The organism is Achromobacter colocynthidis (assembly GCF_057334535.1).
The window spans coordinates 122,942-149,354 of record NZ_JBHFIZ010000022.1 but is presented as its reverse complement, the minus strand read 5'-3'; the positions used below and the strand labels follow the sequence as shown (position 1 = coordinate 149,354).

30 protein-coding genes are annotated in these 26,413 nt (G+C 66.1%); 16 read left to right on the top strand and 14 right to left on the bottom strand.

The window, feature by feature from the left end; genetic code table 11:
- The first annotated feature begins 8 nt into the window (after positions 1 to 8).
- Positions 9 to 605 (top strand): hypothetical protein, encoded by a 597-nt coding sequence (locus tag ACE04A_RS07620; protein ID WP_259246801.1) that lies wholly within the window; start codon positions 9 to 11, stop codon positions 603 to 605.
- A 6-nt stretch (positions 606 to 611) separates the two neighbouring features.
- On the opposite strand, the gene ACE04A_RS07615 is transcribed toward ACE04A_RS07620, so the two are convergent.
- From ACE04A_RS07615 to ACE04A_RS07605, 3 genes are all read right to left on the bottom strand, one after another.
- Positions 612 to 950: a hypothetical protein gene (locus ACE04A_RS07615; protein WP_448716185.1), complete on the bottom strand. Its 339-nt coding sequence runs from the start codon at positions 948 to 950 to the stop codon at positions 612 to 614.
- Positions 940 to 1,446, bottom strand: coding sequence for a 2-thiouracil desulfurase family protein (locus ACE04A_RS07610; RefSeq protein WP_279994188.1), 507 nt, complete (start codon positions 1,444 to 1,446; stop codon positions 940 to 942). The genes ACE04A_RS07615 and ACE04A_RS07610 overlap by 11 nt, the downstream gene beginning before the upstream one ends.
- Positions 1,447 to 1,513: 67 nt before the next feature.
- The gene (locus ACE04A_RS07605) at positions 1,514 to 1,780 is read right to left on the bottom strand and encodes a hypothetical protein (protein ID WP_448716186.1); all 267 of its coding nucleotides are present in this window, start codon (positions 1,778 to 1,780) and stop codon (positions 1,514 to 1,516) included.
- Positions 1,781 to 1,939: 159 nt separating this feature from the next.
- Between ACE04A_RS07605 and ACE04A_RS07600 the strand changes: the two genes are divergently transcribed.
- Positions 1,940 to 2,719: an AraC family transcriptional regulator gene (locus ACE04A_RS07600; RefSeq protein WP_448716187.1), complete on the top strand. Its 780-nt coding sequence runs from the start codon at positions 1,940 to 1,942 to the stop codon at positions 2,717 to 2,719.
- 6 nt (positions 2,720 to 2,725) lie between these two features.
- On the opposite strand, the gene ACE04A_RS07595 is transcribed toward ACE04A_RS07600, so the two are convergent.
- Positions 2,726 to 4,561 carry an NYN domain-containing protein gene (locus tag ACE04A_RS07595; protein ID WP_448716188.1) on the bottom strand — a complete coding sequence of 612 codons (1,836 nt, stop codon included), beginning with the start codon at positions 4,559 to 4,561 and terminating at the stop codon, positions 2,726 to 2,728.
- Between the two features lie 295 nt (positions 4,562 to 4,856).
- Between ACE04A_RS07595 and ACE04A_RS07590 the strand changes: the two genes are divergently transcribed.
- The 10 genes from ACE04A_RS07590 (at position 4,857) to ACE04A_RS07545 (ending at position 12,331) form a co-directional block, all read left to right on the top strand.
- Positions 4,857 to 5,765 (top strand): motility protein A, encoded by a 909-nt coding sequence (locus ACE04A_RS07590; protein ID WP_485820006.1) that lies wholly within the window; start codon positions 4,857 to 4,859, stop codon positions 5,763 to 5,765.
- Positions 5,762 to 6,739 (top strand): OmpA/MotB family protein, encoded by a 978-nt coding sequence (locus ACE04A_RS07585; RefSeq protein ID WP_485820005.1) that lies wholly within the window; start codon positions 5,762 to 5,764, stop codon positions 6,737 to 6,739. The genes ACE04A_RS07590 and ACE04A_RS07585 overlap by 4 nt, the downstream gene beginning before the upstream one ends.
- Positions 6,740 to 6,903: 164 nt before the next feature.
- Complete coding sequence (locus tag ACE04A_RS07580) at positions 6,904 to 7,257, top strand: YciI family protein (protein ID WP_259246791.1); 354 nt, start codon at positions 6,904 to 6,906, stop codon at positions 7,255 to 7,257.
- Between the two features lie 100 nt (positions 7,258 to 7,357).
- Positions 7,358 to 7,609, top strand: coding sequence for a FitA-like ribbon-helix-helix domain-containing protein (locus ACE04A_RS07575; RefSeq protein ID WP_127184763.1), 252 nt, complete (start codon positions 7,358 to 7,360; stop codon positions 7,607 to 7,609).
- Entirely contained in the window at positions 7,606 to 8,040 is a 435-nt protein-coding gene (locus tag ACE04A_RS07570) for a type II toxin-antitoxin system VapC family toxin (protein WP_448716190.1), read from the top strand. The genes ACE04A_RS07575 and ACE04A_RS07570 overlap by 4 nt, the downstream gene beginning before the upstream one ends.
- Positions 8,041 to 8,163: 123 nt before the next feature.
- The gene (locus tag ACE04A_RS07565; RefSeq protein WP_448716191.1) at positions 8,164 to 8,574 is read left to right on the top strand and encodes a YciI family protein; all 411 of its coding nucleotides are present in this window, start codon (positions 8,164 to 8,166) and stop codon (positions 8,572 to 8,574) included.
- An 18-nt stretch (positions 8,575 to 8,592) separates the two neighbouring features.
- Positions 8,593 to 9,000 carry a VOC family protein gene (locus ACE04A_RS07560; RefSeq protein ID WP_447989591.1) on the top strand — a complete coding sequence of 136 codons (408 nt, stop codon included), beginning with the start codon at positions 8,593 to 8,595 and terminating at the stop codon, positions 8,998 to 9,000.
- Positions 8,997 to 10,271, top strand: coding sequence for an RNA polymerase sigma factor (locus ACE04A_RS07555; RefSeq protein ID WP_485820004.1), 1,275 nt, complete (start codon positions 8,997 to 8,999; stop codon positions 10,269 to 10,271). The genes ACE04A_RS07560 and ACE04A_RS07555 overlap by 4 nt, the downstream gene beginning before the upstream one ends.
- Before the next feature lie 86 nt (positions 10,272 to 10,357).
- Positions 10,358 to 11,227 carry an AraC family transcriptional regulator gene (locus tag ACE04A_RS07550; protein WP_448716193.1) on the top strand — a complete coding sequence of 290 codons (870 nt, stop codon included), beginning with the start codon at positions 10,358 to 10,360 and terminating at the stop codon, positions 11,225 to 11,227.
- A 120-nt stretch (positions 11,228 to 11,347) separates the two neighbouring features.
- Positions 11,348 to 12,331, top strand: coding sequence for a DMT family transporter (locus tag ACE04A_RS07545; protein WP_448716194.1), 984 nt, complete (start codon positions 11,348 to 11,350; stop codon positions 12,329 to 12,331).
- On the opposite strand, the gene ACE04A_RS07540 is transcribed toward ACE04A_RS07545, so the two are convergent.
- A complete protein-coding gene (locus tag ACE04A_RS07540; RefSeq protein ID WP_485820003.1) occupies positions 12,302 to 13,486 on the bottom strand; it encodes an MFS transporter in 1,185 nt (394 codons plus the stop codon). The two genes, ACE04A_RS07545 and ACE04A_RS07540, sit on opposite strands and share 30 nt — an antisense overlap.
- Positions 13,487 to 13,606: 120 nt before the next feature.
- Between ACE04A_RS07540 and ACE04A_RS07535 the strand changes: the two genes are divergently transcribed.
- Positions 13,607 to 14,512 (top strand): LysR family transcriptional regulator, encoded by a 906-nt coding sequence (locus ACE04A_RS07535; protein WP_448716196.1) that lies wholly within the window; start codon positions 13,607 to 13,609, stop codon positions 14,510 to 14,512.
- 15 nt (positions 14,513 to 14,527) lie between these two features.
- Here ACE04A_RS07535 and ACE04A_RS07530 read toward each other — a convergent pair whose 3' ends face one another.
- Both ACE04A_RS07530 and ACE04A_RS07525 read right to left on the bottom strand, forming a co-directional pair.
- Positions 14,528 to 15,337 (bottom strand): DUF169 domain-containing protein, encoded by an 810-nt coding sequence (locus tag ACE04A_RS07530; protein ID WP_448716197.1) that lies wholly within the window; start codon positions 15,335 to 15,337, stop codon positions 14,528 to 14,530.
- Positions 15,338 to 15,486: 149 nt separating this feature from the next.
- Positions 15,487 to 16,380 carry a LysR family transcriptional regulator gene (locus ACE04A_RS07525; RefSeq protein WP_485820002.1) on the bottom strand — a complete coding sequence of 298 codons (894 nt, stop codon included), beginning with the start codon at positions 16,378 to 16,380 and terminating at the stop codon, positions 15,487 to 15,489.
- 97 nt (positions 16,381 to 16,477) lie between these two features.
- On the opposite strand from ACE04A_RS07525, the gene gstA reads away from it, so the two are divergent.
- Positions 16,478 to 17,092, top strand: a complete 615-nt coding sequence (gene gstA, locus ACE04A_RS07520) for a glutathione transferase GstA (protein ID WP_448716199.1) — start codon at positions 16,478 to 16,480, stop codon at positions 17,090 to 17,092.
- A 55-nt stretch (positions 17,093 to 17,147) separates the two neighbouring features.
- Here gstA and ACE04A_RS07515 read toward each other — a convergent pair whose 3' ends face one another.
- Positions 17,148 to 18,065: a LysR substrate-binding domain-containing protein gene (locus tag ACE04A_RS07515; protein WP_485820001.1), complete on the bottom strand. Its 918-nt coding sequence runs from the start codon at positions 18,063 to 18,065 to the stop codon at positions 17,148 to 17,150.
- Between the two features lie 103 nt (positions 18,066 to 18,168).
- On the opposite strand from ACE04A_RS07515, the gene ACE04A_RS07510 reads away from it, so the two are divergent.
- Entirely contained in the window at positions 18,169 to 18,918 is a 750-nt protein-coding gene (locus ACE04A_RS07510; RefSeq protein WP_448716201.1) for an SDR family oxidoreductase, read from the top strand.
- Between the two features lie 50 nt (positions 18,919 to 18,968).
- On the opposite strand, the gene ACE04A_RS07505 is transcribed toward ACE04A_RS07510, so the two are convergent.
- The gene (locus ACE04A_RS07505) at positions 18,969 to 19,817 is read right to left on the bottom strand and encodes a HEAT repeat domain-containing protein (protein WP_448716202.1); all 849 of its coding nucleotides are present in this window, start codon (positions 19,815 to 19,817) and stop codon (positions 18,969 to 18,971) included.
- On the bottom strand, positions 19,814 to 20,326 hold the full coding sequence (locus ACE04A_RS07500; RefSeq protein WP_448716203.1) for a MarR family winged helix-turn-helix transcriptional regulator: 513 nt from the start codon (positions 20,324 to 20,326) through the stop codon (positions 19,814 to 19,816). The genes ACE04A_RS07505 and ACE04A_RS07500 overlap by 4 nt, the downstream gene beginning before the upstream one ends.
- 170 nt (positions 20,327 to 20,496) lie before the next feature.
- Here ACE04A_RS07500 and ACE04A_RS07495 point away from each other — a divergent pair, with 170 nt between their 5' ends.
- Complete coding sequence (locus ACE04A_RS07495) at positions 20,497 to 21,753, top strand: hypothetical protein (protein ID WP_485820000.1); 1,257 nt, start codon at positions 20,497 to 20,499, stop codon at positions 21,751 to 21,753.
- 66 nt (positions 21,754 to 21,819) lie between these two features.
- Here the strand turns inward: ACE04A_RS07495 and ACE04A_RS07490 are convergent, their stop codons facing one another.
- The 4 genes from ACE04A_RS07490 to ACE04A_RS07475 form a co-directional block, all read right to left on the bottom strand.
- Positions 21,820 to 23,739 (bottom strand): TRAP transporter large permease, encoded by a 1,920-nt coding sequence (locus ACE04A_RS07490; RefSeq protein ID WP_448716205.1) that lies wholly within the window; start codon positions 23,737 to 23,739, stop codon positions 21,820 to 21,822.
- Entirely contained in the window at positions 23,736 to 24,362 is a 627-nt protein-coding gene (locus ACE04A_RS07485; protein WP_279994171.1) for a TRAP transporter small permease subunit, read from the bottom strand. Before ACE04A_RS07485 ends, ACE04A_RS07490 begins: the two co-directional genes overlap by 4 nt.
- Positions 24,363 to 24,377: 15 nt before the next feature.
- Positions 24,378 to 25,502: a TRAP transporter substrate-binding protein gene (locus ACE04A_RS07480; RefSeq protein ID WP_279994170.1), complete on the bottom strand. Its 1,125-nt coding sequence runs from the start codon at positions 25,500 to 25,502 to the stop codon at positions 24,378 to 24,380.
- Positions 25,503 to 25,771: 269 nt separating this feature from the next.
- Positions 25,772 to 26,404, bottom strand: a complete 633-nt coding sequence (locus tag ACE04A_RS07475) for a Vgb family protein (RefSeq protein WP_485819999.1) — start codon at positions 26,402 to 26,404, stop codon at positions 25,772 to 25,774.
- Positions 26,405 to 26,413 lie beyond the last annotated feature (9 nt).

Sequence of the window (26,413 nt, the reverse complement as noted above, 5' to 3'; positions counted from 1 at the left end):
GCAAGATCATGAAACGGTTTACAGGCCGGATGGTTGCCGTGACGTTGGCGCTTGCCGTGGCAAGTGCGCCCGCGATGGCGGGCGGCCGTGGCGGTGGTTGGGGCGGCGGCGGTGGTTACCACGGCGGCTATTACGGCGGCGGTGGTCATCACCACCATGGCGGCGGCGGTAGCAGCTCGGACGGTTGGTGGATAGGCGGCGCTTTCGCGCTGGCCACCGTTGGCCTATTGCTGGCAGCCAACTCTGGCCCCAGTTATGCGCAGACCAGCGTTTATGCGTCGCCTGGCATTGCCTACACCAGCCCGCCCATCTATGCCGCGCCCGTCTACGACGCGCCGCCCGTGTACGCCGACCCGTCCGTTGCCTATGCGCAACCGCAATCGCAGCTTGAATCGCAGCCGCAATACGCGCCCGTGCAATACGAGGCCGCGCCCAAGGTCAGCGCCGCCCAGGCCAGCGCCACCACCGATTGCCAGCGTTGGGCCATGAACCAAAGCGGCTACAACCCAGCCACCATTTCGCAATGGACGACGCAAGTGATGGTGGACTCGTACAACCACTCGCTGGACTCTTGCATGACCAGCCGCGGTTACCGCAGCCAATAAAGTCTGTCAGCGGGCGCGGCGCCGCCAAGCGCGCCACGCCAGTACCAATCCGGCGGCCAGCAATGCCGTCGCCGGCAGCACCCACACAAAACCTGACGACGTGTAGACCACCTGGTCCACCGGGTCGTAATAGCGACCCAATTCGTTGAAGTTCCACTTCCAATAGAACGCATACCAGGCGTAGTAGAAGAAGGCGGACAGCCCCAGGCACAGCACGGCGCCAACGCGCGCACGCCACGGATGGCGGCGCACGGCATCCTTACCACCCGACCGCCTCGCCGCCCGTCCGCCCCACGCCGCCATGACCAGCGCCGCCAACACGACGGCTGCCGCGCTAAGCCACATCGTGCGCCTCCAACCGTGCCAGACAAGCCTCGGCCTCGGCCCATTGCTTTTCGCTGAAGACACGCACGCCGGCGCCGATCAGCAGTTCGGCCGTGATACCCACGCCCGTTTTCCGCTGGCCGGAGTAATGGCCGTCATACACATAGCCGCTGCCACACGACGGGCTGCCTTCTTTCAGCACCGCGATGCGAATGCCTTGCTGGCGCGCCACGGACAACGCCGCGTGCCCGCCTTGCACGAATGCTTGGGTGACGTCGTCTCCCGTCACGGCAACCACGCGCGCGCCGCCGGCAAGCACGTCAGCGGCTTGCTTGCCCGGCTCGATCTCGGCGGGCGGACGCGGCGTAGCCATGCCGCCCGCGACTTCCGGGCACACCGGCACGACCCGCCCTTCCTCGCGCCAGCGGGCCAGGACGGCGTCATCGTTGGGCACCGCGCGCCCGTCATAGCGCACCGGGTTGCCCAACAGGCAGGAGCTGATCAACACGTATTGCATCGGAAACTCAAACAGGACCGGGCTTGGAAATAAGCAGCCCTGAATCATAGACCAGCCGCCACGCGCGTCAGTGACGGCCCGGCGTCAGCGTGTGGATCCACGCCCGCAAGTCGGGGTCGCGCAGTTCCAGCACATCGAACAGGCCAAGCGCTCGCAGGGCCGGCAGCGCGTCTTGAATGTCGCGCCGCGCTTCGGCCACCGCCTCGGGCGACGCCTTGGCATCGGTGCATACACGCGCGTTCGCCAGAAACGCGCCCACGGTGCCCTTGTGCACCGGCACGCCGTTGAATTCACTGTGGTTCATGCCGTCCGGCAAGATGTCTTTGGCTTGCATGCCTGGCTCCTGATGGTGAGACACAGGCGTTACGATAGCGGCATCACGTTGGCGCTACTGCGGTATTTTGGCCAATGAATACTGTGTTTCTGCCACATGCCCTATGCCACGTACCACATGCCACGCGCCACATGCCATACGCACCCACCCCCTGCTGACATGACGACTCCCCTGCTGCCCCCCGAACAGGCCCACTCGACTCGCGGCCCGGCACTGATCGCCGTGCGCCGTGATGACGGCCTGCTGCGCGACACCTCCATGCACCAGCATGCGCGCGGCCAATTACTGGGCGCCTATCGCGGCTTGGTGACGGTGGTTGCGGGCGCGCGGCAATGGGTGGTGCCGTCCGCGCATGCGGTGTGGATTCCGCCCGGCCAGCCCCATGGCTTGCAGTCGCACGGACCTTACGCGGGCTATAGCGCCTACCTGAGTCCCACGGCCTGCGCGGGCTTGCCCACCACTGCCCGCGTGCTGCAAACATCAGCCTTGCTGCTGGCGGCCGTGGACCGCGCCGCATCGTGGAATGGCAATGAGACAGCCGCCGCGCGCAACCGCGTGCTGGAATTGATTCGAGACGAAATACGCACCCTACCCCTGGCCAACCAGGCGCTGATCCTGCCTGGCGACCCGCGCTTGCAAAAGCTGGCGGTGGCTATTTCGGATCACCCCTCGGACACCCGGTCGTTGGATGCCTGGGCGGCGCGGATCGGCATGGCGCCGCGTACCTTGGCGCGCCGCTTCCTGGCCGAAACCGGCCTGCCGCTGGGGGCATGGCGGCAGCAGGCCCGCCTGATGCGGGCGCAGGAAATGCTGGCGGCGGGTAGCGCCGTAACGACAGTGGCGCTTGAATTAGGCTACGACAACATCAGCGCATTCATCGCCATGTTCAAGCGTGAAGTCGGAATCACTCCGGGCCGCTTTCGCGGCCCGGTGGTTTAACCCAGATCAGGATTCCTTGGCCGCCGTCTTGCGGGGGCTGCGGGTGCGCGACGCGGTCTTGCGGGCAGGCTTGGCTGGCGCCTCGGCCTGCGGTTCAGCAGCCGGTGCCGCCGCCTCGGTTGCCGTCGATCCGGTTACCGCCGATCCGGTTACCGCCGATTTCGTTACCGCCGACTTGGTTGCCGCCGATTCCGTTGCCACAGCTCGGGCAGGACCACCAGCGTCGGATTCCGCCGACTTGGCCTTCGTGGTCTTGCTGGCAGTACGGCCGCGCTTGGCCGGAGCTGCCGGAGCTGGCGCGGGTTCCGCCGCCGGCCTGGCGTTTCCGCCCGCGAACGGGTCAGCCACTTTGGCGGGCGCCTTGTCGGCTGCCTCGCGGCGCGTGTCCGCCGGCGGCTCAACGAACGTCCATTCCGCAATATTCACGGCAGGCAGCGGCTGGCGCGCCTGCGGCAAGGGCGTCGGCATGGGCGGCAGGCGCGACGGCTGGACAGGCTTGGGCGCCTGAGCGCGCGCCAGCGCATCCGCGCGCATGGATTCCAGTTTGGCGACTTCGCGGGCAAGCGCCTTGGCGGTTTCGTCGTCGGCCTCGGCTTGCTTGTCCACCTGGGCTTGCTTGTTGGCCTGGCGTTCGGCCTGGGCCGCGCCCTGGAACGATACGGGCGGCGTAGTGGCTGGCGTATTGGACGGCATATGCGAGCCTTCCTGCGCCCCTTCTTGCACACCCTCGGGCGCGGCAACCGGAAGCACCAACTGCGCGTCCGGCGCGGCGTCAGACGGCGCGGCCATCGCCGCTTCGCCCGCGCCTTGCTCGACCGCATGGCTGGCGCCTCGGCCGGATCCACCCGACTTGCGGCCGCCGCGCGATTTGCGGGCAGGCCGCGAACTGGTTTCTTCTTGCACCACGCCCGCTTGGGTGTCGTCGGAGTCCGCCTGTGCCGACTGGCGGCCTTGCGACGACCGGGCTCCGCCCTGGTTGCCCGAGCGGTTCACGGCCGGCGCGCCGTCGATGCTGTCGCGATACACATAGGTGCCGGACTTTTCTTCGCGGCCCACTTCCAGGAAGCCGCGCGACTGCGCTTCGTCCAGCAAATTGCCGAAGGCGCGAAAGCCGTAGTACGACTCGTTGAAATCCGGCTTGCGGCGCTTCAACGCATCTTTCAATGCCGACGCCCAGATCTTGCCGCTGTCGCCGCGCTCGGCCATCAGCGCCTCGAAGGTCTCGACGACCATGTCCACGGCCTGGGTCTTGCGCGCTTCCAGTTCTTCCTTGCGGCGGCGTTCTTCGTCCGGCGTGCGACGCTGGCCGGTGCCGGCAGCGGCGCCACCACGGTTGTCGCGGCGGGCGTCGGCGGTGCGCTGGCCTTCGCGCGCCAGGTCGTCATAGAAGATGAATTCGTCGCAGTTGGCAATCAGCAGGTCCGACGTGGATTGCTTAACGCCCACGCCGATCACCTTCTTGTTGTTCTCGCGCAGCTTGGACACCAGCGGCGAAAAGTCGGAATCGCCGCTGATGATCACGAAGGTATTGACGTGCGACTTGGTATAGCAGAAGTCCAGCGCGTCCACGACCAGCCGGATGTCGGCGGAATTCTTGCCCGATTGGCGCACGTGCGGAATTTCGATCAGCTCGAAATTGGCCTCGTGCATGGGGGCCTTGAATTCCTTGTAGCGTTCCCAGTCGCAATAGGCTTTCTTGACGACGATGCTGCCCTTGAGCAGCAGGCGTTCCAGCACGGGCCGGATGTCGAACTTCTGGTATTTGGTGTCCCGCACACCCAGCGCCACGTTCTCGAAGTCGCAGAAAAGCGCCATGCTGACGTTTTCGTTGGGGGTAGTCATATTCTTCTCCAAAGCGAGGCGGCCACGTGCTTCGGGCCGCCAGATAGCGCTCATGATATACATATCCGGCTTTGCCCCCGTCTTCCCTTCCCGTCAGCCGCCCATTTACCCCCCGAGGCGGCATGACCCGGCCCCGTTTCCGACGCTACCGGCCAGATCCTGACGACTTGCCTAAGCCGGCGCTTACCGGCCCTTTCGCCCCGCTTTCCGGCGGATTGACTTGGGCGCGCGCTGGCTAGAATTCCCGACAATCCGGCATTCCGGCTCGGCGTGCCATTCCCTTCGGGCAAGATCCATGAATCCGTCTACCCTCATCGGCGCCGCCGTCGGCCTGCTTACCCTTGTGATCGTCGTGGCGCTGTCCGCCACCGACGCCAGCATGTACATCAACCTGCCGGGCTTGGCCATCGTGCTGGGCGGCACCTGCGCCGCGCTGTTCATCGCCTACCCGCTGCCGGAAGTGCTGCGGATCTTCAAGCTGGTCCGCACGGTGTTCCGCAACGACCAGCACGACCAGCAGCGCGACATCGAAGAACTGGCGACGATGGCGCAACTGTGGATGAACACCGACGTCCACAAGGTCGAACAAGAACTCAAGAAGGTGTCGAACCCGTTCCTGCGCACCGGCGTGCAGTTGATCATCGACAACACCCCCGAAGACCAGATCATTGAAGTGCTGCAATGGCGCGTGGCTCGGCTGCGCGCGCGTGAACAGGCCGAAGCGCAGATGTTCCGCGTGATGGCTACGTTCGCGCCCGCCTTCGGCATGCTGGGCACGCTGATCGCCTTGATCAACATGATGGCGGTGCTGGGCGACGGCAGCATGACGACGATCGGCCAACACCTGGCAGTGGGCCTGATGACGACCTTCTACGGCATTCTGCTGGCCAACCTGATCTGCAAGCCGATCGCGCTGAAGCTGGAACGCCGCACCGCGCGCCGCGTGGAATCCATGAACATGGTGCTGCAAGGCATCTCCATGATGTGCGAAAAGCGCGGCCCGGCCGTGGTGCGTGAAACGCTGAACTCCTTCGTGCTGCACGTCGAAGACGAAATCTACGACGGCGGCGTGGCGGCCGCGCCGGCGTCCAAGCCCAAGGCGGCAACGCCGGCCAAGGGGGCCACCACCGGCGCCACCAAGGGCGCCGCCCCCCCCCCCCACCCCCCCCTGTCCATCACCCGCCCAGCCGCCGCGCGTCAATGAGCCTGATTTCCCCTTCCCTGGCGCAGCGGATCGAACTGGCCCGCCAGGCCCAATTGCGCGCCCAGAAAGCCGCGGACACGCACGCCTGGCGGCCCAGCAAAAGCGACCGCAAGGATCGCTACGCCCGCTGGCACGTCGAGGAACAGGTCGAGCAGGACGCCGAGAACTGGCTGCTGAGTTACCTGGACCTGATCACCCTGCTGCTGGCGATGCTGGTCGTGATGCTGGCGGTGTCGCGCCTGCACGGCCTGGGCACTGAAGCCTCTGGCAAGCCCATCGAACTGGTCGGCACGCTGGCAACCGCCGGCTTGCCCGTGTACGACGGTGAATACTCGGAATTCGACGCCGTCGCCATTCCCGCCAGTTGGGCCGAACCGCCCGCACCGCCCGCCGCCGCCGTCCAGACGGCCGAAACGGCGCCGGTCGAAGACGGCGTGAAGGTGGCCGACGCCGCCCCGCCGCTGATCGCCCCGTCCAAGGAATCCCTGGGACTGGACGACCTGGGCAAGTCGGTGGACGTGATCATCAACGAGCAGTCGGTGAGCTTTCGGATCAGCAACGAATTGCTGTTTCCGTCGGGCCAGGCCACGCTCAGCCCCGCCGGGCTGGACGTGATCAAGCGTCTGGCGGTCATCCTGAACAAGAACCCGCACCCGGTGTCCGTGGAAGGCCACAGCGACCCCGTGCCGATCCAGACGCGCCAGTTCGCGTCCAACTGGGAACTGTCCACCAGCCGCGCCACCAGCGTGCTGCGCGAACTGGTGCGCGACGGCGTGTCCGCCGATCGACTGCGCGCGGTGGGCTACGCGGAAACGCGCCCGATCGAATCCAACGACACCCCGGCTGGCCGCGCCGCCAACCGCCGCGTCGAGCTGATCATGGACATCGCGCCGAAACAGGCGTCCACGAAGAACGCCCAAGCCCCCGCCAAGCCGTCGGCGTCACAGGCAGACGCGGCACCCGCGCGATCCTGATCACACGGCCCCACAACACGCCCAGCACGGGCGGCATCACAACAATCAGCACGTGGTTTGTGCCGCTCCAGGGCGGACAAAAGCCTCACGGTCAGGGTGGCGGGGCACTGGGCAAGGGCGGTAAGCTTCGCCCAATCGCCCCAGTGCCCGAACCAGGAAACGCCATGTCCTATATGTTGCTGATCGTTGAACCGGTAGGCCAGCGCGCACAGCGCACGCCCGACGAAGGCCGCGAGGCCTATGCGCAGATGGTGCGCTACGCCGAAGGCCTGAAAAGCCGCGGCCTGCTCGTCAGCGCTGAATCATTGAAATCCGAATCCGAAAGCGTGCGCCTGCAAATCCGCGACGGCGAACGGTCGCTGATGGACGGGCCGTACGCCGAAGCCAAGGAAATGATCGGCGGTTTCTTCCTGTTGACCTGCGACACCCGCGAAGAGGCGCTGGCCCTGGCCGCTGAATGCCCGGCTGCGCAATGGGCAACGGTCGAAGTCCGTGAACTTGGGCCCTGCTTTATGTAGGGCCGAGGCTTGCTCCTGGTTGGCCACGGCAACTTAAGTTGCACACGTGACTGCATATTCCTAGAATGCATGCATTGACTGCACCAGGAGCGATCGCATCATGCCCATGTTGACCGTTAGAAATATCTCTGAAGAAGTGCACCGCGCGCTGCGCGTGCGCGCCGCCCAGCATGGCCGAAGCACCGAAGCTGAAGTCCGCGCCATTCTTGAAGACGCCGTCAAGCCTGAAGGGCGCGTCAAGCTGGGTTCGTTGCTTGCGCAGATCGGCCGCCAGGCCAAGCTCACCGACGAGGAAGCCGCCTTGTTCGACCAACGCGACAAGGCGCCCGCCGCCCCACCGAGGTTTGAATGATTCTGCTGCACACTAATGTCATCTCGGAGCCGCTACGCCAAGCGCCCGCCGACGCCGTCATCGAATGGATAGACCGGCAGCCCCTGGAAACCCTGTTCCTTTCCGCCGTTACCGTCGCTGAATTGCGGTTTGGCGTGGCCTGCATGCCGGTGGGCAAACGGCGCGACGCCTTGCATGGCGACCTGGAACAGCGCGTCCTGGCCTTGTTTGCCGGGCGCATCTTGGCTTTCGATACCGCCGCCAGCCTGGAATACGCCGCGCTGATGGCGCGTGCGCGGGCCTCGGGCCAGTCCATCGGCGGGCCAGACGGCTACATCGCCGCCACCGCCGCCGCGCACGGCATGAGCGTCGCGACCCGGGACGTGGCGCCCTTTGAAGCCGCCGGGGTTTCCGTCATCAACCCTTGGGGCGCCTCGCACCCGTCGCCCTAGTACTTACCCTAGCTTCGCGACATTCCTGTCGATCTGACCGCCTTCCATTCGTCGTCCCCCTACAAGCCCCCGAAGATCCACCCCGGATCGGGCGGCGAAGTCCCACTCCAAGGAGAGACTCGGATGCGTTTCATGATGATTGTGCGGGCCACGTCCGATAGCGAAGCCGGCCTGATGCCGGACGACAGCCTGCTTGCCGCGATGGCGACCTACCACGAGGCGCTGATGAAGGCCGGCGTGCTGCTGGACGCCAATGGCTTGAAGCCCACGTCCCAAGGCTGGCGCGTGCAATACGCGGACGGCCAACGCCAGGTGGTGGACGGCCCTTTCGCGGAAACCAAGGAACTGATCGCGGGCTACACCCTGATTCAGGTGCGCTCGCGCGAAGAAGCCATGCAATGGGCGATGCGCTTTCCGCAACCCTTCCCCGGCCAGAACTGCGCGATCGAAGTGCGCCAGTTGTACGAACTGGAAGACTTCGAACCCAGCCAGCAAGTCGAACGCTTTCGCGACATTCCCGGCGTCAGCCATTGATACTCAGGAGACAAAGCCATGCACAAGCAGATATTCGTCAACATCGCCATCGGCGACATGCAGAAATCGCAGGACTTCTTCAAGAAGCTGGGCTTCACCTTCAACCCGGATTTCACCAACGAGCAAGGCGCCTGCATGGTCATCAGCGATGACATCTACGCCATGCTCCTGACGCGCGATTTCTTCCAGGGCTTTACCGGCAAACCGCTGGTGAACGCCAAAGAGGCAACCGAAGTCCTGATCTGCCTGTCTTGCGAAAGCCGCGCCGAAGTCGACGACCTGGTCGCCCGCGCGCGGGCCGCCGGCGGCACCGTGCCGCGCGAGCCGCAAGACCACGGCTTCATGTACGCGCATGGCTTCGAAGACCTGGACGGCCACATCTGGGAACTGGTCCACATGGCGCCCGGCGAGGTTCCCGCGGCATGACGCAGGCGGCCACGCATCGTGCCATCGAGGCGGTCTGGCGGATCGAGGCCGCCAGCGTCATCGCCGGCGTCGCGCGCCTGGTGCGCGACGTCGGGCTGGCCGAAGAACTGGCGCAGGACGCGCTGGTGACCGCCCTGGAACGCTGGCCGCAGACCGGCGTGCCGGACAACCCGGGAGCCTGGCTGATGACCACCGCAAAGAACCGTGCCCGCGACCGCTTGCGCCTGGATGCGCTGCACACCCGCAAGCACGAGCAGATCGGCCACGAACTTGAAGCCTTGCACGCGGACGTAGAGCCCGACTTTGTCGACGCTCTCGACGCCGCCCGCCAGGACGACATCGGCGACGACCTGCTGCGCCTGGTGTTCACCGCCTGCCATCCGGTGCTGTCCACCGATGCCAGGGTGGCATTGACGCTGCGCCTGCTGGGCGGGCTGTCCACCGCCGAGATCGCCCGCGCGTTTCTGGCATCCGAATCCACCATTGCCCAGCGCATCGTGCGCGCCAAGCGCAGCTTGACCGCCGCGAATGTGCCGTTTGAAGTACCCGATGCCAAGGACCGCGCCGCGCGCCTGGCGTCGGTGCTGGAAGTCATCTACCTGATCTTCAATGAAGGCTATTCGGCGACCTCGGGCGACGACTGGATGCGCCCGGCGCTGTGCGACGAAGCCCTGCGGCTGGGCCGCATCCTGGCCGAACTCACGCCTGACGATGCGGAAGTGCACGGCCTGGTGGCGCTGATGGAACTGCAAGCCTCGCGCCTGCATGCGCGCACGGACGCCGACGGCAAGCCGGTGCTGCTGATGGACCAGGACCGCAGCCGCTGGGACCCCTTGCTGATACGGCGCGGCTTGGCCGCATTGACCCGTGCCGCCGCGCTGGGCGGGCCACCCGGCCCCTATGCCTTGCAAGCTGAACTGGCCGCCTGCCACGCGCGCGCGGCCACGCCTCCTGACACCGACTGGCCACGCATCGTGGCGCTTTACGACGCGCTGGTGCAACTGACGCCCTCGCCCGTGGTTGCGCTGAACCGCGCGGTGGCCGTGGGCATGGCGTTCGGGCCGCAGGCGGGGCTGGACCTGGTCGACACGCTGGCCAGCGAGCCCGCCTTGGCCAACTACCACTGGCTGCCCAGCGTGCGCGGCGACCTGCTGGCCAAGCTGGGGCGCAACGCCGAGGCACGCACAGAATTCGAGCGCGCGGCCGGCATGACCCGCAACGCCCGCGAACGCGAACTGCTGTTGGCGCGCGCCCAAGCGATGCAGGCGTAGGTAATTCCTGGCTAGCCGATGCACGCCCACGCGATGCGCGCCTTGCCGACAGGCCGACAACCCTGCGCCGTGCTTAAATTCCAAGCATGGGTTCCCTGCCTGCCGCCCCGTCCGATGCCGGCGCTTCCGTCTTGACGGGCGTGCCGGCGGCGTTCGACCATCCCAACGACCGCGCCGAATTTCGCCGCGCGGCGCATCAACCCGGTGTGGAGCTGTACCGCGCCCACATCATCCGCCACGCCTTCGAACCGCACACGCACGAAGCCTATGGCCTGGGCGCCATCGAATCCGGCGTCGAACGGTTTCGCTATCGAGGCGCCGATCACCTGGCGCCGTCCGGCTCTGTCGTGCTGATGAACCCCGACGAACTGCACACCGGCCGCGCTGAAACGGAAGGCGGCTGGCGCTACCGCATGGTGTACATCGACCCCGATGTGGTGGCCCGCGTGTCGGGCGAGGCCGGGTGGTGGTTCAACACGGCAGTCGGCCATGACGCCGCCAGCGCACAGCGCGTCACCGCCCTGCTCGACTCCTTGTGGCAGGCGCACGAACCGCTGGCTTTCGACAGCGCACTCTACACGCTGCTCAGTGAATTCCGCCGCCACGCCCAGGTGCCGCGCGATGCGCCGTCCGAGGGCGCGCCGCGTTTTGCCCCCGTCGTCGACTACCTGCGCGCGAACCTGTCGCGCCGCCTCACGCTGGATGAGCTGGCAGCGGTGGCCGGACTAAGCCCCTTTCATTTCCTGCGGCGCTTTCAGTCGCTCTACCACGCCACGCCCCAGAAAATGCTGATGGCCTTGCGCCTGTTTGAAGCCAAGCGGCTGTTGGCTGCGGGCATTGCCCCGGCACAGGCGGCCTTGGCGGCCGGCCTGACCGACCAGGCGCACCTGACGCGGGCGTTTTCGCGCCGCTACGGCGTCACGCCCGCCCGCTATCAGAAGCAGGTGCGCGGGTAGGCCCGACCACACCGCAAACCAGAAGCAGGATCGGACGTAAGCTCGCCACACCGCAATCTGGTACAAGATTCGCCCCGCTCGCGCCGCTAGACTGCCCGCATCGATACGCAGGAGCATGGCATGTGGGCAGGAACCCTATACGCGCTGGCCGCCGGCCTGATGTGGGGGCTGGTATTCGTGGGGCCGTTGTTGCTGCCGGAATACCCGGCCGCGCTGCAATCGGTGGCGCGCTACCTGGCGTTTGGCCTGATCGCGCTGCCGCTGGCGTGGCTGGACCGCAATCGGTTGCGGCAGTTGCGCCGCGCCGACTGGATCGAGGCGCTGAAACTGGCCGCCATCGGCAACCTGCTCTACTACCTGTGCCTGGCCAGCGCCATCCAGCGCGCGGGTGGCCCCGTGCCCACGATGATCATCGGCACGCTGCCTGTCGTGATTGCCGTCTGCGCCAACCTGCGCAATGCGCGCCGCGACGGCAAGCTGCCATGGAAACGGCTGGCGCCATCGCTGGCTCTGATTGCACTGGGCATTGGCTGCGTCAACCAGGTAGAGCTGCAAGCGCTGCGCCAGGACGCCGATGCCGACTTGTCGCGCTACGCCGTGGGCGCTTTGCTGGCACTGGCCGCCGTCGCCTGCTGGACCTGGTATCCCCTGCGAAACGCCGACTGGTTGCGGGCGCATCCCGACCGCAGCCCCAGCACCTGGGCCACCGCGCAGGGCGTGGCCACCCTGCCGCTGGCGCTGGCGGGCTACGCGGTGGTATGGGGTGGCATGGCCGCTACCGGCAGCCCGTTCGACATGCCGCTGGGACCGCGCCCCGACGTATTCCTGGGCCTGATGATCGCCATCGGCCTGTTCGCGTCCTGGCTGGGCACGCTGTGCTGGAACGAAGCCAGCCAGCGCCTGCCCACCGCCCTGGCCGGCCAGCTTATCGTTTTCGAAACGCTGGCCGCGCTGGCCTACGCCTTCATCCTGCGCGGCGCCATGCCCCAACCGCTGACCTTGGTCGGCATCGCCTGCCTGGTGGTGGGCGTCCTGCGCGCGGTGCGCGTCAAGCCGGTGCCGGTGCCTGCGCCCCTACAAGCGGGCCGCCCGAACTCGCCGTAGACCGGCCGCAATCACCAAGCCCCCCACCGCCGCCGCCAGCACCACATATGACGCCGCCCCCCAACCAAAACGGTCTATCACCCCGCCCACGGTGACCGGTCCGATCACCTGCCCCAGGTTGCTGCCCTGCATCACCAGCCCGACCGAGGCCGCCGTCAACGCGGGGCGCGGCGCGACCAGTGGCGCGGTGCCGAGCAAGGTGGCGGGAATCAGGCCGCCCACCGCCGAGAACAGCACGCACAGCAGGAAGGTCGGCATCGCGGGCAGCACGGATTGGAAGATCAGCAGTGCCACCACGCCCATCGTGGCGCTGGCGCAGGCAATCAGGGTGGATCGTCGCCAGCCGCGCGCCAGCAGCACGCCCGCACCCAGGTTGCCGATGATGTTGGCGGCGCTGGCGATGGCGCTGTACAGGCCGGCTTGCGCCAAGGTCAGGCCCAGTTGCTCCATCAGCAGCACCGGCAGGAAGGTGAACAGCGCGAAGAACATCAGGCTGTAAAGCGTGAACGACAAGGCCAGCAATACCGGCCCGGCCGCGCCCAGCGTATCGACAGTGTCCTGCCGCATGCCGCGCCAAGACAGCGATGCCGAGGTTGTGGATTCCCCCACGGGCACCAACGCCGCCACGCTTGCCAGCGCCACGGCCACCGCCGCACCCGCGCACCACCAATAGGCCTGCCAGTGGTCAAACGCTTGCGAGGCCAACATCGCGACGGCCATGCCGGTCGGCATGTAGCAGCTCCAGAGCGCAAAGGCGAAATCCCGGCCGGACGCCGACACCATGCGCTGCAAGGCGGCGGGGCCTGCCACGGTAATCATCAGGAAACCCAAGCCCTCGACCACGCGGGATGCCAGCAGCAAGCCGTAGCTGGGCGCCATCGCGCCCAGGGTCGTGCCCAGCGCCGTGGCCAGCAAGCCTAGCAGCAGCATGCGCCGCGCACCGAAACGCGCGATCACGCCGCCAGCGGCAATACCACCCACTACACCCAAAAGGTAAAACACCGCCGTCAGCGTGCCGATCGACGCCAGGTCCAGGCCCATGTCCTGGCGCAACAAGGGCGCGGCGATGATCACCTTGCCCACCTGCAACGACGCCACCACGCCCGCGCCCACAATAGCCAGCACCCCGGCCCAATGGGTTTCACCCTGATTCATTGCTGCCTCGATACCCATGCGATGGTCGCCAGCATGCCCGCTGGAAGCGATCTTGAGAAGTGATAATTTTTCGATGAAAATGATCGACGGAATAGATCATTGAATTGACCAGCCCGCCCGATGATAGACGCCCTGACCCTGGACCAATTGCGCGTGTTTGCCGCCGTGGCGGACGCCGGCAGCTTCCGCGCCGCCGCCCGCCGCCTGTCGCGCGTGCAGTCGGCGGTCAGCCACGCCATCGCCAATATGGAACTGCAATTGGGCGTGACGCTGTTCGACCGCGCCGGCCATCGCCCCGTGATGACGCCGCAAGGCCAGGCGCTGCTGGCCAATGCCCGAGACATTCTGCTGCGCGTGGACGCCATGCGCGCGCGGGCGCAAGGCATGGGCACGGGCGTCGAACTAGAGCTTTCGCTGGTGGTGGATACCCTGTTTCCCATCGCCACGGTGGGCGCGGCGCTAAAGACCATGCGCGCCACCTATCCGATGGTGGCGACGCGCGTGGCCGTGCTGCCCTTGGGCGGGCCGATTGATGCCTTGCTGTCGGGCAGCCACACGCTGGGCATCATTGCGGGCGAACATTTTCGCCACCCGCGTATCGCCGTGCAGGCCTTGTCGTCGGTGCAGATGGTGGCCGTCGTGGGCGCCGACCATCCGCTGGCGCGGCACGCAGCCGACAACGCCGCGCTGGGCGCACCGGAATTGGCCGATCACTTGCAGATCGTGCAGTCCGATCCGTCCAGCTTGAGCGAGGGTCGCGACTTTGCGGTGCTGTCGCCGCAAACCTGCCGCGTCAGCGGCCAGGACACCAAGCACGCGTTGATTGTGGCGGGCCTGGGTTGGGGCCGCCTGCCGCTATGGCAGGTGGAGCGCGACCTGGCCGAAGGCCGGCTGGTACGCCTGCCCACGCACAGCCTGGGACGCGGCAGCCAGGTGGCGACCGAGACCTATCTGGCACACCGCATCGACGTGCCTTTGGGCCCCGCCGCCCGTGCGTTTGCGGATGCGTTGCAAGCCATCGCCTAAGCGCCCCGCCGCCCCCTACCTCTTGCGATCCCCCCGTGCGGGCGCTTGCGCGTAGCTCACCCCCATACCCGCGCGCACATCGTTCTGTATGCCGTAAGGCGCAATCGGATAGCGCAAGCCGTTGGCGGCCAAGGCCTTCATGCCCTCGATGGCAATCGGCAGATAGCGCGGCGGCAACGCCATCAGCATTTCTTCATCGGGCACACCGCCGTAGCGGCGTTCGGCGAAACAGGGTAACGACAAGCTCGGTTCGCCCGTGGCAAGCGCCCGGCCCCAGGAATCCGCACAGGCGGTTTCGCCCACCACGCTGAAGTCAAAGCGCCGATAGTTCTTCCACTGCAAGCCATTGATAAGAATGATCATCTGCCCCGGCGTGGCATACACCAGGCAGATGTCGGGCGGGTCCAGCCGGCCCGAGGCCAGCGGCGACACCACCATGCCGCGGTACTTGCCCGCGGGCACACAGGACAGCGCTTCCTGGCGCGCACGCGCGTCGGCTTCGGTGGCATGCCACACGCCCACGTACTCCTTGCCGCTTTTCCAGGCTTCGTCCTGCGGGCCAAGACCTATCACCGCACGGCATTGCGACCCGACAAGATCATCGCCCGTGATGCCCACCGTCCAGCCCAGCCGCGCCGCCATGCCGACGATCTGGTCGGTGGTGTGCGTGGCTTGCGGTCGGCGCAAGCCCTTCACGCCGGCCATGTCCGCTTCGTTCTCGAACAGCTTCATGCCGATGACCGTGGTCTTCAAGCGCAGCAGCTTGTTCAGGTCGTCCACCAACTGCGGCCAGTTCAAGGCCGCGTCTTGCGTTGTCTCTTCCATACCCGTCCTTTGGACTGTTGTGCGCGGCGTCTGCCGCGATGGGAATTCGTATCTGCGAGTTGGGCGCGGCTTGATCGCCTGCTGCCCAATCGCTGATCAGCCGTAAGCATGCACCAATCCGCCCATGCATGAAACACACAGACCCACGGTCAGGGTGTGCGCCCAATGCCGCCTGGCGCACGCCCCTGCAACATTGCAAACAAAGCCTGAACCGGCGCGCTGGCCGCCGACTGCGCGGACGCCGCCAGCCCGAACGACCGGTAAAGCGGCGCAGCGAGTCGCAGCACACGCAAGCCGCGACGGTTTTCGGGCAAGGTCAACGCGGGCACCAGCGACACACCCACGCCTTCGCGCACCAGCGCAAACGCGCTGCTCCAGTCGCGCACCGTGGCGCGCACGTCCGTAATCGTCACGCCCTCGCCATTCGCGACGCTTTGCGCATGCACGCTGCATCCGCCCGTGGCCAAGACGAAGGGCTGCCAGGCAAGCTCGGCCAGATCGATGGCGTTGCCCGCGCGTGCCAGCGGATGCGTGGCGGGCAGCACCGCCAACCATTCATCCTCGCCAAGCGGGCACACGAGCCGGTCGGGCGCGGCGTTCAGCACCACGCCCACATCCACGGTATTGGCCGCCAGCAGCGTTTCGACTTCGTCATCGCTGGCTTCCAGGGACACGACATCGATGGCCGGATGCAATTGCCGAAAGCGCCGCAACACGGGCGGCAGAATCGTCGAGAACACCATCGGAAAACTGGCCAGCCGCAAGGTGCCGCGCGCCGCGCCGCGCGCGTCTTGCGCCATATCCTGTATGCGTCGCAGCGCATCCAGCATGGCGCGCGCTTCATCCGCCACGCGCAGACCTAGCGCGGTAGGCAGCGTCTGCCGGCGTTCGCGCGTGAACAGCGGCGCGCCCAGCGTGTCCTCCAGGTTGGCGATTGCCTGGCTGGCGCCGGACTGGGTCATGCCCACCTCGGCCGCCGCGTGCGTGATGTTGCCGGCGTCGGCCACCGCCAGCACCAGGCGCCAATGCATCAGGTTCATCATGGCATTAGCTCTTCTTATTTCACATTTTTGAAGAAGTAATTTTACGCATGGCTCGAGCAGCCTCAAGCTGAACGCCTTGTTGAATCAGGAGTGACCGATGAAGCTGTACTACGCCCCCGACACCTGCTCGCTGTCGCCGCACATCGTGCTGCGCGAACTGGGTCTGCCCTTCACGCTGGTGCGCGTCAACAACCAGACCAAGCGCACGGAAGACGGCGGTGATTTCCTGGCGATCAACCCCAAGGGCTACGTCGCCGCCCTGCAACGTGACAACGGGCAGGTGCTGACCGAGGGACCGGCAATCGTGCAGTATCTGGCCGACCTGAAGCCGGAAGCCGGATTGGCGCCGGCCAACGGCACGTGGGAGCGCAGCCGCTTGCAGGAATGGCTGAACTTCATCAGCACCGAAATCCACGGCGGCTTCGGGCCGCTGTTCAACCGCGCGTTGCCCGCTGACGCGCGCCAATGGTGGCAGGCGCGGCTGGAAAAAAGGCTGGACTATGTGGCGGGCGTCTTGCAGCCGCATTCGTATCTGGTCGACAACCGCTTCGGCGTGGCCGACGCCTACCTGTACACCGTCTTGCGCTGGGCCGCGTTCTTCGACATCAGCCTGGCGCGCTGGCCCGCCCTGGCGGACTATATGGCCCGAATTGGCGAGCGGCCCAGCGTGCGGGCGGCGTTGGCGGCTGAAGGGCTTGCCAGCCCTACGTAACCCCTGACGCGCGCCATGTTGCCGCAAACGTTGCCGTCGCAGCTCGCTGCCGCATTCAACGAAACGCATCCACGCCGCGCATCAGCGCCTGCGCCATCTTTGGCTGGCGCAACTGCTCCAACCACCACGTCAGCGCGCGCCCTTCGTGGCCACCCCGCCAGGCCAGGTACAGCAGGTTGGGTTCACGCGGGGTCTCGGTCGCCATTTCCAACAGTTCGCCGCGCGCCAGCAAGGACGCCACGCGATGGCGCGGCACCCAGCCCACGCCCAGCCCATCGCGCTGCGCGAGGATCTTGGCGCGCATGCTGGGTACGGCCAAAACCGGCTGGCCGCTGCCCCTGCCATAGCCGCGCGCCGCCGCCCCGCGCGACGTGTCCGCCACCACCACCGCGCGGTACTGCTGGATCTGGTCCTGGCGCAAGGGGGGGTTCAGCTTGGCCAGCGGATGGCGCGGCGCCACCGCGAACAACCACTCCATCTCCCCCAATTGCGCCCATTGAAGATTCGGCATAGCTTGGGGCTCGTTCGTCGCCCCCACGATCAGGTCGGCCCGGCCTTCACGCAGCGCTTCCCAGGTGCCGCCCAGCACCTCGTGCGTCAAGCGCAGGCTGACCCCGGACGCCAGCTTGTCGAACGCGTGGATCAAGGGCGACATCAGCTCGAATTCCAGGATCTCGTCGCTGACGATATGCAGCCTGTCTTCCCAGCCGCTGGCCACCTGCTTGACGCGTTGTGTCAGCCGCGACACGTCCAGCATCAGGCGGGCGGCTTCGTCGGCCAGCAGTTGACCGGCCGGCGTCAGTTGCAGCCGATAGCGGCGGCGGTCGAACAGCAGCGCGTCAAAACGTTCTTCCAGTTGGCGGGCGGCGTGCGACACCGAGGATGGCGCGCGACCCAGCTTCACCGCCGCGCGGGACAGGCTGCCGCTGTCCCGGATGGCTTCCAGCAGTGCGAGTTCATTGGCCGTCAACATGTGCGATTCCTTCGAACGTGTTCGTCCGAAAGATCGTACGACAAAGCGCCCACCCAGGCGCAACATGGCTACACCTTATCGAACGACTCCCAAGGAGATCACCATGAACCGTTTTGAACACAAGACCGTATTGGTCACCGGCGGCACCAGCGGCATTGGGCTGGCGGCGGCGCAGGCGTTTGCGGCCGAAGGCGCCCGCGTCATCGTCACGGGGCGCGACGAAACCGCGCTGGAAGCGGCGCGGGCCACCCTGGGCGGCAATACGCTGGCCATCCGCAACGTGGCCGGAGCGCCGGGCGCATCCGCCGCGCTGGCCCAGGCGCTGAAAGGCGCGGACGCGCGGCTGGATGCCGTCTTCGTCAACGCGGGCATCGCCAAATTCGCCACCTTGGCCGAGGCCACCGAAGACCTGTGGGACCAAACTTTCGACACCAACATCAAGGGCGTGTTCTTTCAGCTACAGGCCCTGGAACCGCTGTTGAACCCCGGAGCGTCCATTGTGCTGAACGGTTCCATCAACGCCCACATCGGCATGCCCGCATCCAGCATCTACGCCGCCAGCAAGGCCGCGCTCATCTCCTTAGCCAAGACCTTGTCGGCGGAACTATTGCCGCGCGGCATCCGTGTGAACGTGGTCAGCCCCGGCCCGATCTCCACTCCCATCTACGGCAAGCTGGGCCTGGACGCGGCAAGCTTGGAAGAGACGGCCGCCGGCATTCAAGCGCAGATCCCGCTGGGCCGCTTCGGCACCCCGCAGGAATTGGCCTCGACCGTGCTGCATCTGGCCGCCCCGGAATCCGCGTTCATCGTGGGCACCGAGATCATCGTGGATGGGGGAATGAGTCAGCTCTGACTCATCGGCGCTGACTAATCAGCTTTGACTCATCATCGCAGCCCCCTCTGCTACGTCCCGATCGAACGCAACGCGCGCTGACAGATGCGTTCGGTCGCGGCGGCCGGCTTGCCCGTCAGCCATCGCGCGCAGACTTCGCGCACCCAGGCGGGCTGGTCTTTGCCGGCGTCGTTCAGCCAGTTGGCCACCGAATCCTGCACATATACCGAGGGGTCCGCGCGCAACGGCTCCAGCAAGGGCAGCGCCATGGCGGGGTCGGCTTTAAGCGCCGCGATGTGCGCGCACCAAACACCGCGCGGGCGCAGGCATTCGCTGGCAAAGCGGCGCACGCGCTCGGAAGGGTCTTGGGTCCAGGGGCGCAGGGCCTGGATGGCCGCCGGCAGATCCGCCGCCAAGCGCGGGCGCACCGCCAGCCATGCCCATTCGCGCACGCCGAAATGCGAGTCGTCGGCCAAGGGGCGGATCCGCTCAAGTCGCGTGCGTAAGGGCAAGTTCGGCAGTGCGCCGATGACGAAGCAGGCCCAGCCGCGCACGGTGTCGGACGCATGCGGGGCAAGCTGCGCGTCGCAATCGGCGCCCAGGGCTTCCACCAGAAGTTCGGCGGCCAGCGCCATGCGTTTGGAAATTCCAAGCGCCGCCTGCGCCTGCATCCGCGCGATGGCCTCGAGCCCGGCTTGCGGCGCCGCCGCCCTCATCAGCACCGCGAAATCCACCGCCAGGCATTCGGTCAGCGTCGTGGCCGGCGCGCCCGCGTTCAACTGCGCCAGCCGCGCGGCGGGGATGTCCTTGACGCCACGCCCGCTGGGTTTGGCGGTGGGGACCTTTTTGGAGGTGGGAATGTTGGCGGAGGGTGATCTGGCGGTGGGTGATTTGGCAATGGGTGATCTGGCTGTACTCATGACCGCCTCTGCGCGATAGCGGCGCGGCCGGCATCGGTGCCGCGCCAGACGCGCGCCAGCAATCCGCTTAGTTGTGTCTTGTCCGCCGCGCTCAACTTGCCGAACAGCGACGCAATCCAGGCCGTGTGCTCGTCGAATAATTGCGCCGCCGCCGTCTTGCCCTTGGGGGTCAAGGTCACCATGATCTTGCGGCGATCGCCCTGGCCCGCCTGGCGCAGCACGTAGCCGTCCCGCGCCAAGCCATCGAGCAGGCCCGTGATGGTGGCGCGCGTAACGCCCGCCCCGTCCGCCAACTGATGCGGCGACAAGCCATCGGGCTGCTCGTGCAACAGAAACAGCAGCACGAACTTGCCTTCCGACAATTGCCGGGGCGCCAGGCGCGCCGCGCAATCGCGGTCGATGGCATTGGCCAGCGACAACAGCTGAAAGCACAGCCCGATATCGTCGGCCGAGGCCAGGCCGCGCCGCCCGGCTTCGTCCAGCAACGCGTGATGTTTGGGTTCAAGCATGGGAAGGTCGGGGGGCAAGGCGAGATTCCTGGTTCAATTCACGGGCAGATAGTAAGGCACCTAATCATAAGACGGCAAGCGCGAGGGTTGCCCATTGAAAAGTCCCACGATCCAACGCGAGCCCCCTGCCGCTATCATCCCGATCTTCCCCTTAGCGATCCGCCCATCCGATGATCCCTCTCCTTCCTGCCCGTCTGCTGCTTGGCGCGTTGGCACTGGCCGTGTTGGCGCCCTGCGCCGCGCCGGCCGACGCCGCGTTGCGCACCGTTTACCGTGGCACGCTCGAAGGCGCGGGCGATGTGGTGATGGAACTGGATAGTGAGGCGTCTTCGGGCGGCACATTGACGGGCCGATACTTCTATCCGAAGCACGGCGTCGACATCCCCTTGAAAGGCACGCCCGAGGCGTTGACCGAACCCCGCCTGTTTCAGGACCTGGCGCAAGCCGGCATCGACCCCGACACGCCGGCAGCCGCCGCGGCCACCTGGCAAGGGCGGCGCGACGCCGACGGCTATCGCGGACGATGGATCGACGCGCGCACGGGCAGGCAACGCGCGTTCACGTTGCACCGCGTGGCCCAGTACGATCCCGACGCGCTGGCGCCGGACAGCGTGCAGGCCGTTACCGACGCGATCAGCGGAGGCACGGGCAGCGGTATCGATCGCGGCGTCGGCATCAATGCCACCAACGCCCCGTACGAAACCCTGAAGCTTGCGGCTTACGCCAAACCGGTCGGCCCCGACAGCGGCACGGGCGCCGTCGCCTACCGAATGTGGCGCGATCCGCGCACCAAGTTCAGCTACCCGCGCCTGAGCCGCCACCCCGACCCGCAAGTGCTGGCGCGCATCAACCACCTGCTTGAACAACGCCATTGGCAGATGAATCTGGCTGCGCTGGCTTGCATGGCGTCGGCGTATTCCGACGGCAACCCCGCCGCCGGCACGCTGGGCAGCTATGACGACGAAGCCATCACCGTGCAGTGGCTGTCGTCCGCGCTGATGACCGTGACCGAGTCCGGCAGCCTGTACTGCGGTGGCGCGCATCCCGACAATCATTTCGAGCCCTACACCTTCGACCTGCTGCAAGGCGGCTATCTGGATTGGAACCGCGTGCTGAACGCATACGTGCCGGGCGAAAATGGATGGCGCCAGGAAAGCCCTGCCCTGCTTGCGCTGGTGGAGAAAGCGCGCGCGCCGCTGGCCGGCGCAAACGTCGAGAACACGGAAGAGACATCGCTGAAGGAATGCTCTGACCTTTGGCCCAGCTATCTGGCCTTGGGCACCCAGGCGCCGGGCGAGCTGACCCTGTCAGTCTCTGGCGTGGGCCACGCGATGGGCGTATGCCTGGGCACGCACGCAAGCGTGCCGTTCAAGGACCTGACGCCGTATCTGGCGCCGGGCGGGCAGGCGTATCTGGTTGGCGAATAGCGGGATCGCGCCCCGGCCGGACGCGCCCTTATCGCTTACCGCCCGCCCGCGCTTACCGCCTGCCGCTTACCGATACAGCACCGTGGGCAGCCACATCCCGATTTCCGGGAACATGTACAGCAGGAAGATCGCCACGATCTGGATGCCCATGAACGGCATCATGCCCAGGAAAATCTGGTTCAGCGTGACGTGCGGCGGCGATACGCCTTTCAGATAGAACGCCGACATGGCCACGGGCGGCGACAAGAACGCGGTTTGCAGGTTCAGCGCCACCAGCAGGCCGAAGAACAAGGGGTCGATGCCGAAGGTGTTCAGAAGCGGCACGAAGATCGGCATGAAGATCACGATGATCTCGGTCCACTCCAAGGGCCAGCCCAGCAGGAAAATAATGGCCTGCGCCAGCAACAGGAACTGGATGGGCGTCAGGCCCAGCGACAGCACCCATTCTTCAATGATGCGCTGGCCGCCCAGCAGCGCGAACGCCGCCGAGAAGATGGATGAGCCCACGAACAGCCAGCACACCATCGCGCTGGTCTTGGCGGTTAGAAACACCGATTCGCGCAGCACCGGCAGGTTCAGGCGCCGGTACGCCAGCGCCAGCAAGGCGCCACCCATGGCGCCCATGGCCGCGGCTTCGCTGGGCGTGGCCAGGCCGAAGACGATGGAACCCAGCACCGCTGCGATCATCACCGCCAAGGGGAAGAACGACCCCATCAGCATCTTGAAGATCTCAAGCCGCGCCCACGTCAGCACGGCGTAGAACACCACCAGCATCACCGCGCAGATGGCGGCGAATATCCAGAAGCCGGTCGGCGCGGGCACGCTGGGGTCTTCAGCGGCAGCGGCGGCAGCGGCTTCGGGTGCGGCTTGGGACGCGTCCTGGGGCGTGCCGGGCGGTTCCGACAAGCCACCGGCATCCGACGACGGCGGCTCGGCCAGGCCGTCGGCCGGCGGTTCGCTGAGTCCGGAATCAAATCCACTGGAGCCCAATTGCAGTTCAGCGGGAATCTCGTATTCCACCACCGGGCGCGTCAACCCGTGGTGTACCACCGCCACCAGCAACACGGTCACGGCCAGCGGCGCCAGCACCGTCGCCATGTTGCGCAGCATGAAGCCGAACGACACGCCTTCGTTGCGGCGGCCCTTGAACATGGCGGCCACCATGCCGGTCAAGGCGCGCGTGTAACCGGCGTCGGCCAAGGTCTTGGTTTCGGGTGACAAGGGCACCCCGCGCTCGCTGACCGGCAAGGGCGGCGCCATGTCGGGGCGCAGCTTGGCCAGGATGATCACGTAGCCCATATACAGCGTGGCCAGCATGATGCCGGGAAACAGTGCGCCGGCGTACAACTGCACCACCGACACGCCCGTGGTCGCGCCGTACACAATCAACATCACCGACGGCGGCAGCAAGATGCCCAGGCAACCGCCCGCGGTGATGGACCCTGCCGTCAAGCGCACGCTGTAGCCGGCCTTCAACATGGCGGGCATGGCCAGCAATCCCATCAGTGTCACCACCGCGCCGACGATGCCGGTGGCGGTGGCGAAGATGGCGCAGGTAGCCAAAGTGGCGACGGCCAGCGCGCCGGGCAGACGCGCCAGCGCCAGGTGCATGGACCGGAACAGCTTTTCGATCAGGTTGGCGCGTTCGACCAGATAGCCCATGAAGACGAAGAGCGGAATCGAAATCAGCGAATCGTTCGTCATGGTGGCGTACGTGCGCTGCACCATCAGGTCCAGCGTCTGCCTGATCGATCGACCCGCGTCGTCGCTTTGCAGGTAATACGCCAGGAACGTGAACAGCACCCCCATGCCCATCAGCGTGAACGCCGTGGGAAAGCCCAGCATGATGGCCACCACGATCAGCGCCAGCATCAGCAGCCCGATGTGCCCCGTGGTGATCTCACCCCACGGGGTCAGGAAGGCGATCATCAACAGCACTATCCCGATGCAGGACAGGCCAAACCACAACGCCTTGTGGATTTTCATCGGTGGGGTTCCCGAGGGGTGGTCACGTAACGGTCCAGTTGGGCGATGTCTTCGTCCTTCACGTGCACCATCTCTTTCAGCTTGTCGATGTCCACTTCCTCGACGTCTTCTTCGCGGGACGGCCATGCGCCCAGGCGCAGGCACAGCACGCAACGCAGCACCTCGGCCACGCCTTGCAGCAGCAGCACCGCGCCCGCCACGGGGATGAACGCCTTGAAGGGATAGATGGGCGGCCCGTTGGCCATCAGCGACGAGTGCTCACCGATGGCAATGGAATAGCTGGCGTAATACCAGCCCGCCCACACCAGCGCGATCACGCCGGGAAAGAAGAACACCAGGTACAGGATCAGGTCCAGCCCGCCTTGCACGCGCGGCGGCAGGAAGCCGTAGAGGATGTCGCCGCGCACATGGCCGTTCTTGGCCAGCGTGTAGGCGCCCGCCATCATGAAGAGGATGCCGTAATACATCATCTGCATGTCGAACGCCCATGCGCTGGGCTTGTTCAGCAGATACCGCGCCGCCACCTCCCAGCACACGTGCAGGGTCAGTACGACGATAAGCCAGGCAAAAGTCTTGCCGACGAAGGTGGAGACGCGGTCTATCAGACGGACGAGACGAAGCATCGATGGGCCTTGGGGTCAGGCCGGCTTGGTGCTGCGCGCGAAATAATGGTTGTAGGCCATTCGGAAGTTGACCGAGGTGTCCCCCTGCCAACGCCCCACCCGTTCGGCGAAAGCCCGCTGCGATTCCAGCACTTTCTTGAACAGGGGATTCTCGGCCGAGCGCTTGGCGATCATCTCGTCCCAGATCTTCAACTGCTGCTGCAGGATGGCGTCGGGCGTCTTGTAGAACTTGACGTTGTGTTCCTTCTGCAGCTTGATGTAGTCCTGCGAATAGCGGTTGGCCGCCTTCCATGACATGTCGGCGCTGCTGGCCTGCGCCGCATAGCTCAGCACGTGCTTCAAGTGCGGCGGCAGCGCGTCGTACTTGGCCTTGTTGAACATGATTTCGAACTGCTCCGCGCTTTGGTGAAAGCTTTGCAGCATGCAGATCTTGGACACGTCCTGAAAGCCCAGCGCCAGGTCCGACGATGCGTTGTTGAATTCGGCGCCATCCAGCAGGCCGCGATCCAGGGCGGGCACGATTTCACCGCCCGGCAAGGCGTTCACCGCCAGGCCCATGGCCGTGTACATGTCGATGGCCAGGCCCACGGTGCGGAACTTCGCGCCCTTGACGTCTTCGATCTTGGTTACCGGCCGCTTGAACCAGCCGAAGGGTTGTGTCGGCATCGGGCCATACATCAGGGACACCACGTTCACGCCCATGGCCTTCTGGATTTCCGTCAGCAGGTCCTTGCCGCCGCCGTACTCGTGCCAGGCCAGCAGCATGTTGGCGTCCATGCCGAACGCCGGCCCCGAACCCCACAGCGCCACGGCCGTGTTCTTGCCATACCAATACGCCACCACGCCATGCCCGCCGTCCAGCGTGCCGGCCGACACCGCGTCCAGCAAATCAAACGCCTTCACCACCGCGCCCGCCGGCAGCACCTCGATCTTCAACTGGCCGCCGGCCATGTCGTTGACCTTTTGCGCGTAGTCGCGTGCGAACTCGTGGAAGATATCGTTGGCGGGCCAGGTGCTTTGGAACCGCAAAGAAATGGGCGCGTTCTGCGCCCGGGTAACAGCAGGAAAACCCAGTGCGGCGGCGCCCGCGACGGCAGCGCCGGAGATGAACTTGCGGCGGGGCTTTGTGACGTGTTGCATGGCTTTTTGTCTCCTTGGTGGACTACATGGGACCAGCTTGTAGTAACTGCACCTGCGAGGACGCGGGGATCGCCTGCTGCGCGCTTCCCTGTGTCGGGGCTACGACTGCTTTGCAACTTTGTGCTGATTAAACCTGCCTGACTAACGGCTGACAATCAGCTTGTAGTCGGGACTTACCCTACAGGAGGGTTAGTGCATATGAAGGGGGATGGCGCGATTGCCTGACCTGCCGCGTGGCCAGGCAATGCGCATGCCATCACGAAGCAGGCTTACTTGGGCCGACGCACTGCCCTGACCTTGCCGCTGTTGCCGCCGCCGCAGAAAACGCGGCCCGCGCCATCGGACTCCAGGCCCGACACGCCCACGCCAGCCGGCATCTCGACGCTTTCCAGCACGGCACCGGTGGCCAGGTCCAGGCGGCGCAAGTCGCTGTCGTCGTTCTCCCAGGTGCCGTGCCAGAGTTCGCCATCCACCCAGGTGACGCCGGTCACGTAGCGATTGGATTCGATGGTGCGCAACACGCGGCCGGTCTCCGGGTCCACTTGGTGGATCTTGCGTTGCTGGTATTGGCCGACCCACAACGACCCATCGGCCCAGGCCATGCCCGACGCTTCGGCGCCGCCGGGCGCGGGAATGGTGGCGTGCACGCGGCCGTTGGCCGGGTCCAGCTTGAGGATGCTGCCGTCGGAAATTTGATAAAGGAATTTGCCGTCGAAGGCGGTGCCTGCGTTGGCCACCATGTTCAACGTGCGCGGCGTTTCGCCGCTGTCGGGGTCCAGGGTAAGCAGCTTGTCGCCCGTGGCGAACCAGATCTGGCGGCCGTCGTAGCTCACGCCATGGACGGCGTCGACATCAGGGAAAGGACCATATTCACGCAGGATTTGGGCTTGGCTTCGTTTCATGTCTGGCTC

Bases quoted from the DNA above. Each gene is read 5' to 3' on its own strand.
- ACE04A_RS07620 (WP_259246801.1), top strand. From the start codon at position 9: ATGAAACGGTTTACAGGCCGGATGGTTGCCGTGACGTTGGCGCTTGCC.
- ACE04A_RS07615 (WP_448716185.1), bottom strand. From the start codon at position 950: ATGTGGCTTAGCGCGGCAGCCGTCGTGTTGGCGGCGCTGGTCATGGCG.
- ACE04A_RS07610 (WP_279994188.1), bottom strand. From the start codon at position 1,446: ATGCAATACGTGTTGATCAGCTCCTGCCTGTTGGGCAACCCGGTGCGC.
- ACE04A_RS07605 (WP_448716186.1), bottom strand. From the start codon at position 1,780: ATGCAAGCCAAAGACATCTTGCCGGACGGCATGAACCACAGTGAATTC.
- ACE04A_RS07600 (WP_448716187.1), top strand. From the start codon at position 1,940: ATGACGACTCCCCTGCTGCCCCCCGAACAGGCCCACTCGACTCGCGGC.
- ACE04A_RS07595 (WP_448716188.1), bottom strand. From the start codon at position 4,561: ATGACTACCCCCAACGAAAACGTCAGCATGGCGCTTTTCTGCGACTTC.
- ACE04A_RS07590 (WP_485820006.1), top strand. From the start codon at position 4,857: ATGAATCCGTCTACCCTCATCGGCGCCGCCGTCGGCCTGCTTACCCTT.
- ACE04A_RS07585 (WP_485820005.1), top strand. From the start codon at position 5,762: ATGAGCCTGATTTCCCCTTCCCTGGCGCAGCGGATCGAACTGGCCCGC.
- ACE04A_RS07580 (WP_259246791.1), top strand. From the start codon at position 6,904: ATGTCCTATATGTTGCTGATCGTTGAACCGGTAGGCCAGCGCGCACAG.
- ACE04A_RS07575 (WP_127184763.1), top strand. From the start codon at position 7,358: ATGCCCATGTTGACCGTTAGAAATATCTCTGAAGAAGTGCACCGCGCG.
- ACE04A_RS07570 (WP_448716190.1), top strand. From the start codon at position 7,606: ATGATTCTGCTGCACACTAATGTCATCTCGGAGCCGCTACGCCAAGCG.
- ACE04A_RS07565 (WP_448716191.1), top strand. From the start codon at position 8,164: ATGCGTTTCATGATGATTGTGCGGGCCACGTCCGATAGCGAAGCCGGC.
- ACE04A_RS07560 (WP_447989591.1), top strand. From the start codon at position 8,593: ATGCACAAGCAGATATTCGTCAACATCGCCATCGGCGACATGCAGAAA.
- ACE04A_RS07555 (WP_485820004.1), top strand. From the start codon at position 8,997: ATGACGCAGGCGGCCACGCATCGTGCCATCGAGGCGGTCTGGCGGATC.
- ACE04A_RS07550 (WP_448716193.1), top strand. From the start codon at position 10,358: ATGGGTTCCCTGCCTGCCGCCCCGTCCGATGCCGGCGCTTCCGTCTTG.
- ACE04A_RS07545 (WP_448716194.1), top strand. From the start codon at position 11,348: ATGTGGGCAGGAACCCTATACGCGCTGGCCGCCGGCCTGATGTGGGGG.
- ACE04A_RS07540 (WP_485820003.1), bottom strand. From the start codon at position 13,486: ATGAATCAGGGTGAAACCCATTGGGCCGGGGTGCTGGCTATTGTGGGC.
- ACE04A_RS07535 (WP_448716196.1), top strand. From the start codon at position 13,607: ATGATAGACGCCCTGACCCTGGACCAATTGCGCGTGTTTGCCGCCGTG.
- ACE04A_RS07530 (WP_448716197.1), bottom strand. From the start codon at position 15,337: ATGGAAGAGACAACGCAAGACGCGGCCTTGAACTGGCCGCAGTTGGTG.
- ACE04A_RS07525 (WP_485820002.1), bottom strand. From the start codon at position 16,380: ATGATGAACCTGATGCATTGGCGCCTGGTGCTGGCGGTGGCCGACGCC.
- gstA (WP_448716199.1), top strand. From the start codon at position 16,478: ATGAAGCTGTACTACGCCCCCGACACCTGCTCGCTGTCGCCGCACATC.
- ACE04A_RS07515 (WP_485820001.1), bottom strand. From the start codon at position 18,065: ATGTTGACGGCCAATGAACTCGCACTGCTGGAAGCCATCCGGGACAGC.
- ACE04A_RS07510 (WP_448716201.1), top strand. From the start codon at position 18,169: ATGAACCGTTTTGAACACAAGACCGTATTGGTCACCGGCGGCACCAGC.
- ACE04A_RS07505 (WP_448716202.1), bottom strand. From the start codon at position 19,817: ATGAGTACAGCCAGATCACCCATTGCCAAATCACCCACCGCCAGATCA.
- ACE04A_RS07500 (WP_448716203.1), bottom strand. From the start codon at position 20,326: ATGCTTGAACCCAAACATCACGCGTTGCTGGACGAAGCCGGGCGGCGC.
- ACE04A_RS07495 (WP_485820000.1), top strand. From the start codon at position 20,497: ATGATCCCTCTCCTTCCTGCCCGTCTGCTGCTTGGCGCGTTGGCACTG.
- ACE04A_RS07490 (WP_448716205.1), bottom strand. From the start codon at position 23,739: ATGAAAATCCACAAGGCGTTGTGGTTTGGCCTGTCCTGCATCGGGATA.
- ACE04A_RS07485 (WP_279994171.1), bottom strand. From the start codon at position 24,362: ATGCTTCGTCTCGTCCGTCTGATAGACCGCGTCTCCACCTTCGTCGGC.
- ACE04A_RS07480 (WP_279994170.1), bottom strand. From the start codon at position 25,502: ATGCAACACGTCACAAAGCCCCGCCGCAAGTTCATCTCCGGCGCTGCC.
- ACE04A_RS07475 (WP_485819999.1), bottom strand. From the start codon at position 26,404: ATGAAACGAAGCCAAGCCCAAATCCTGCGTGAATATGGTCCTTTCCCT.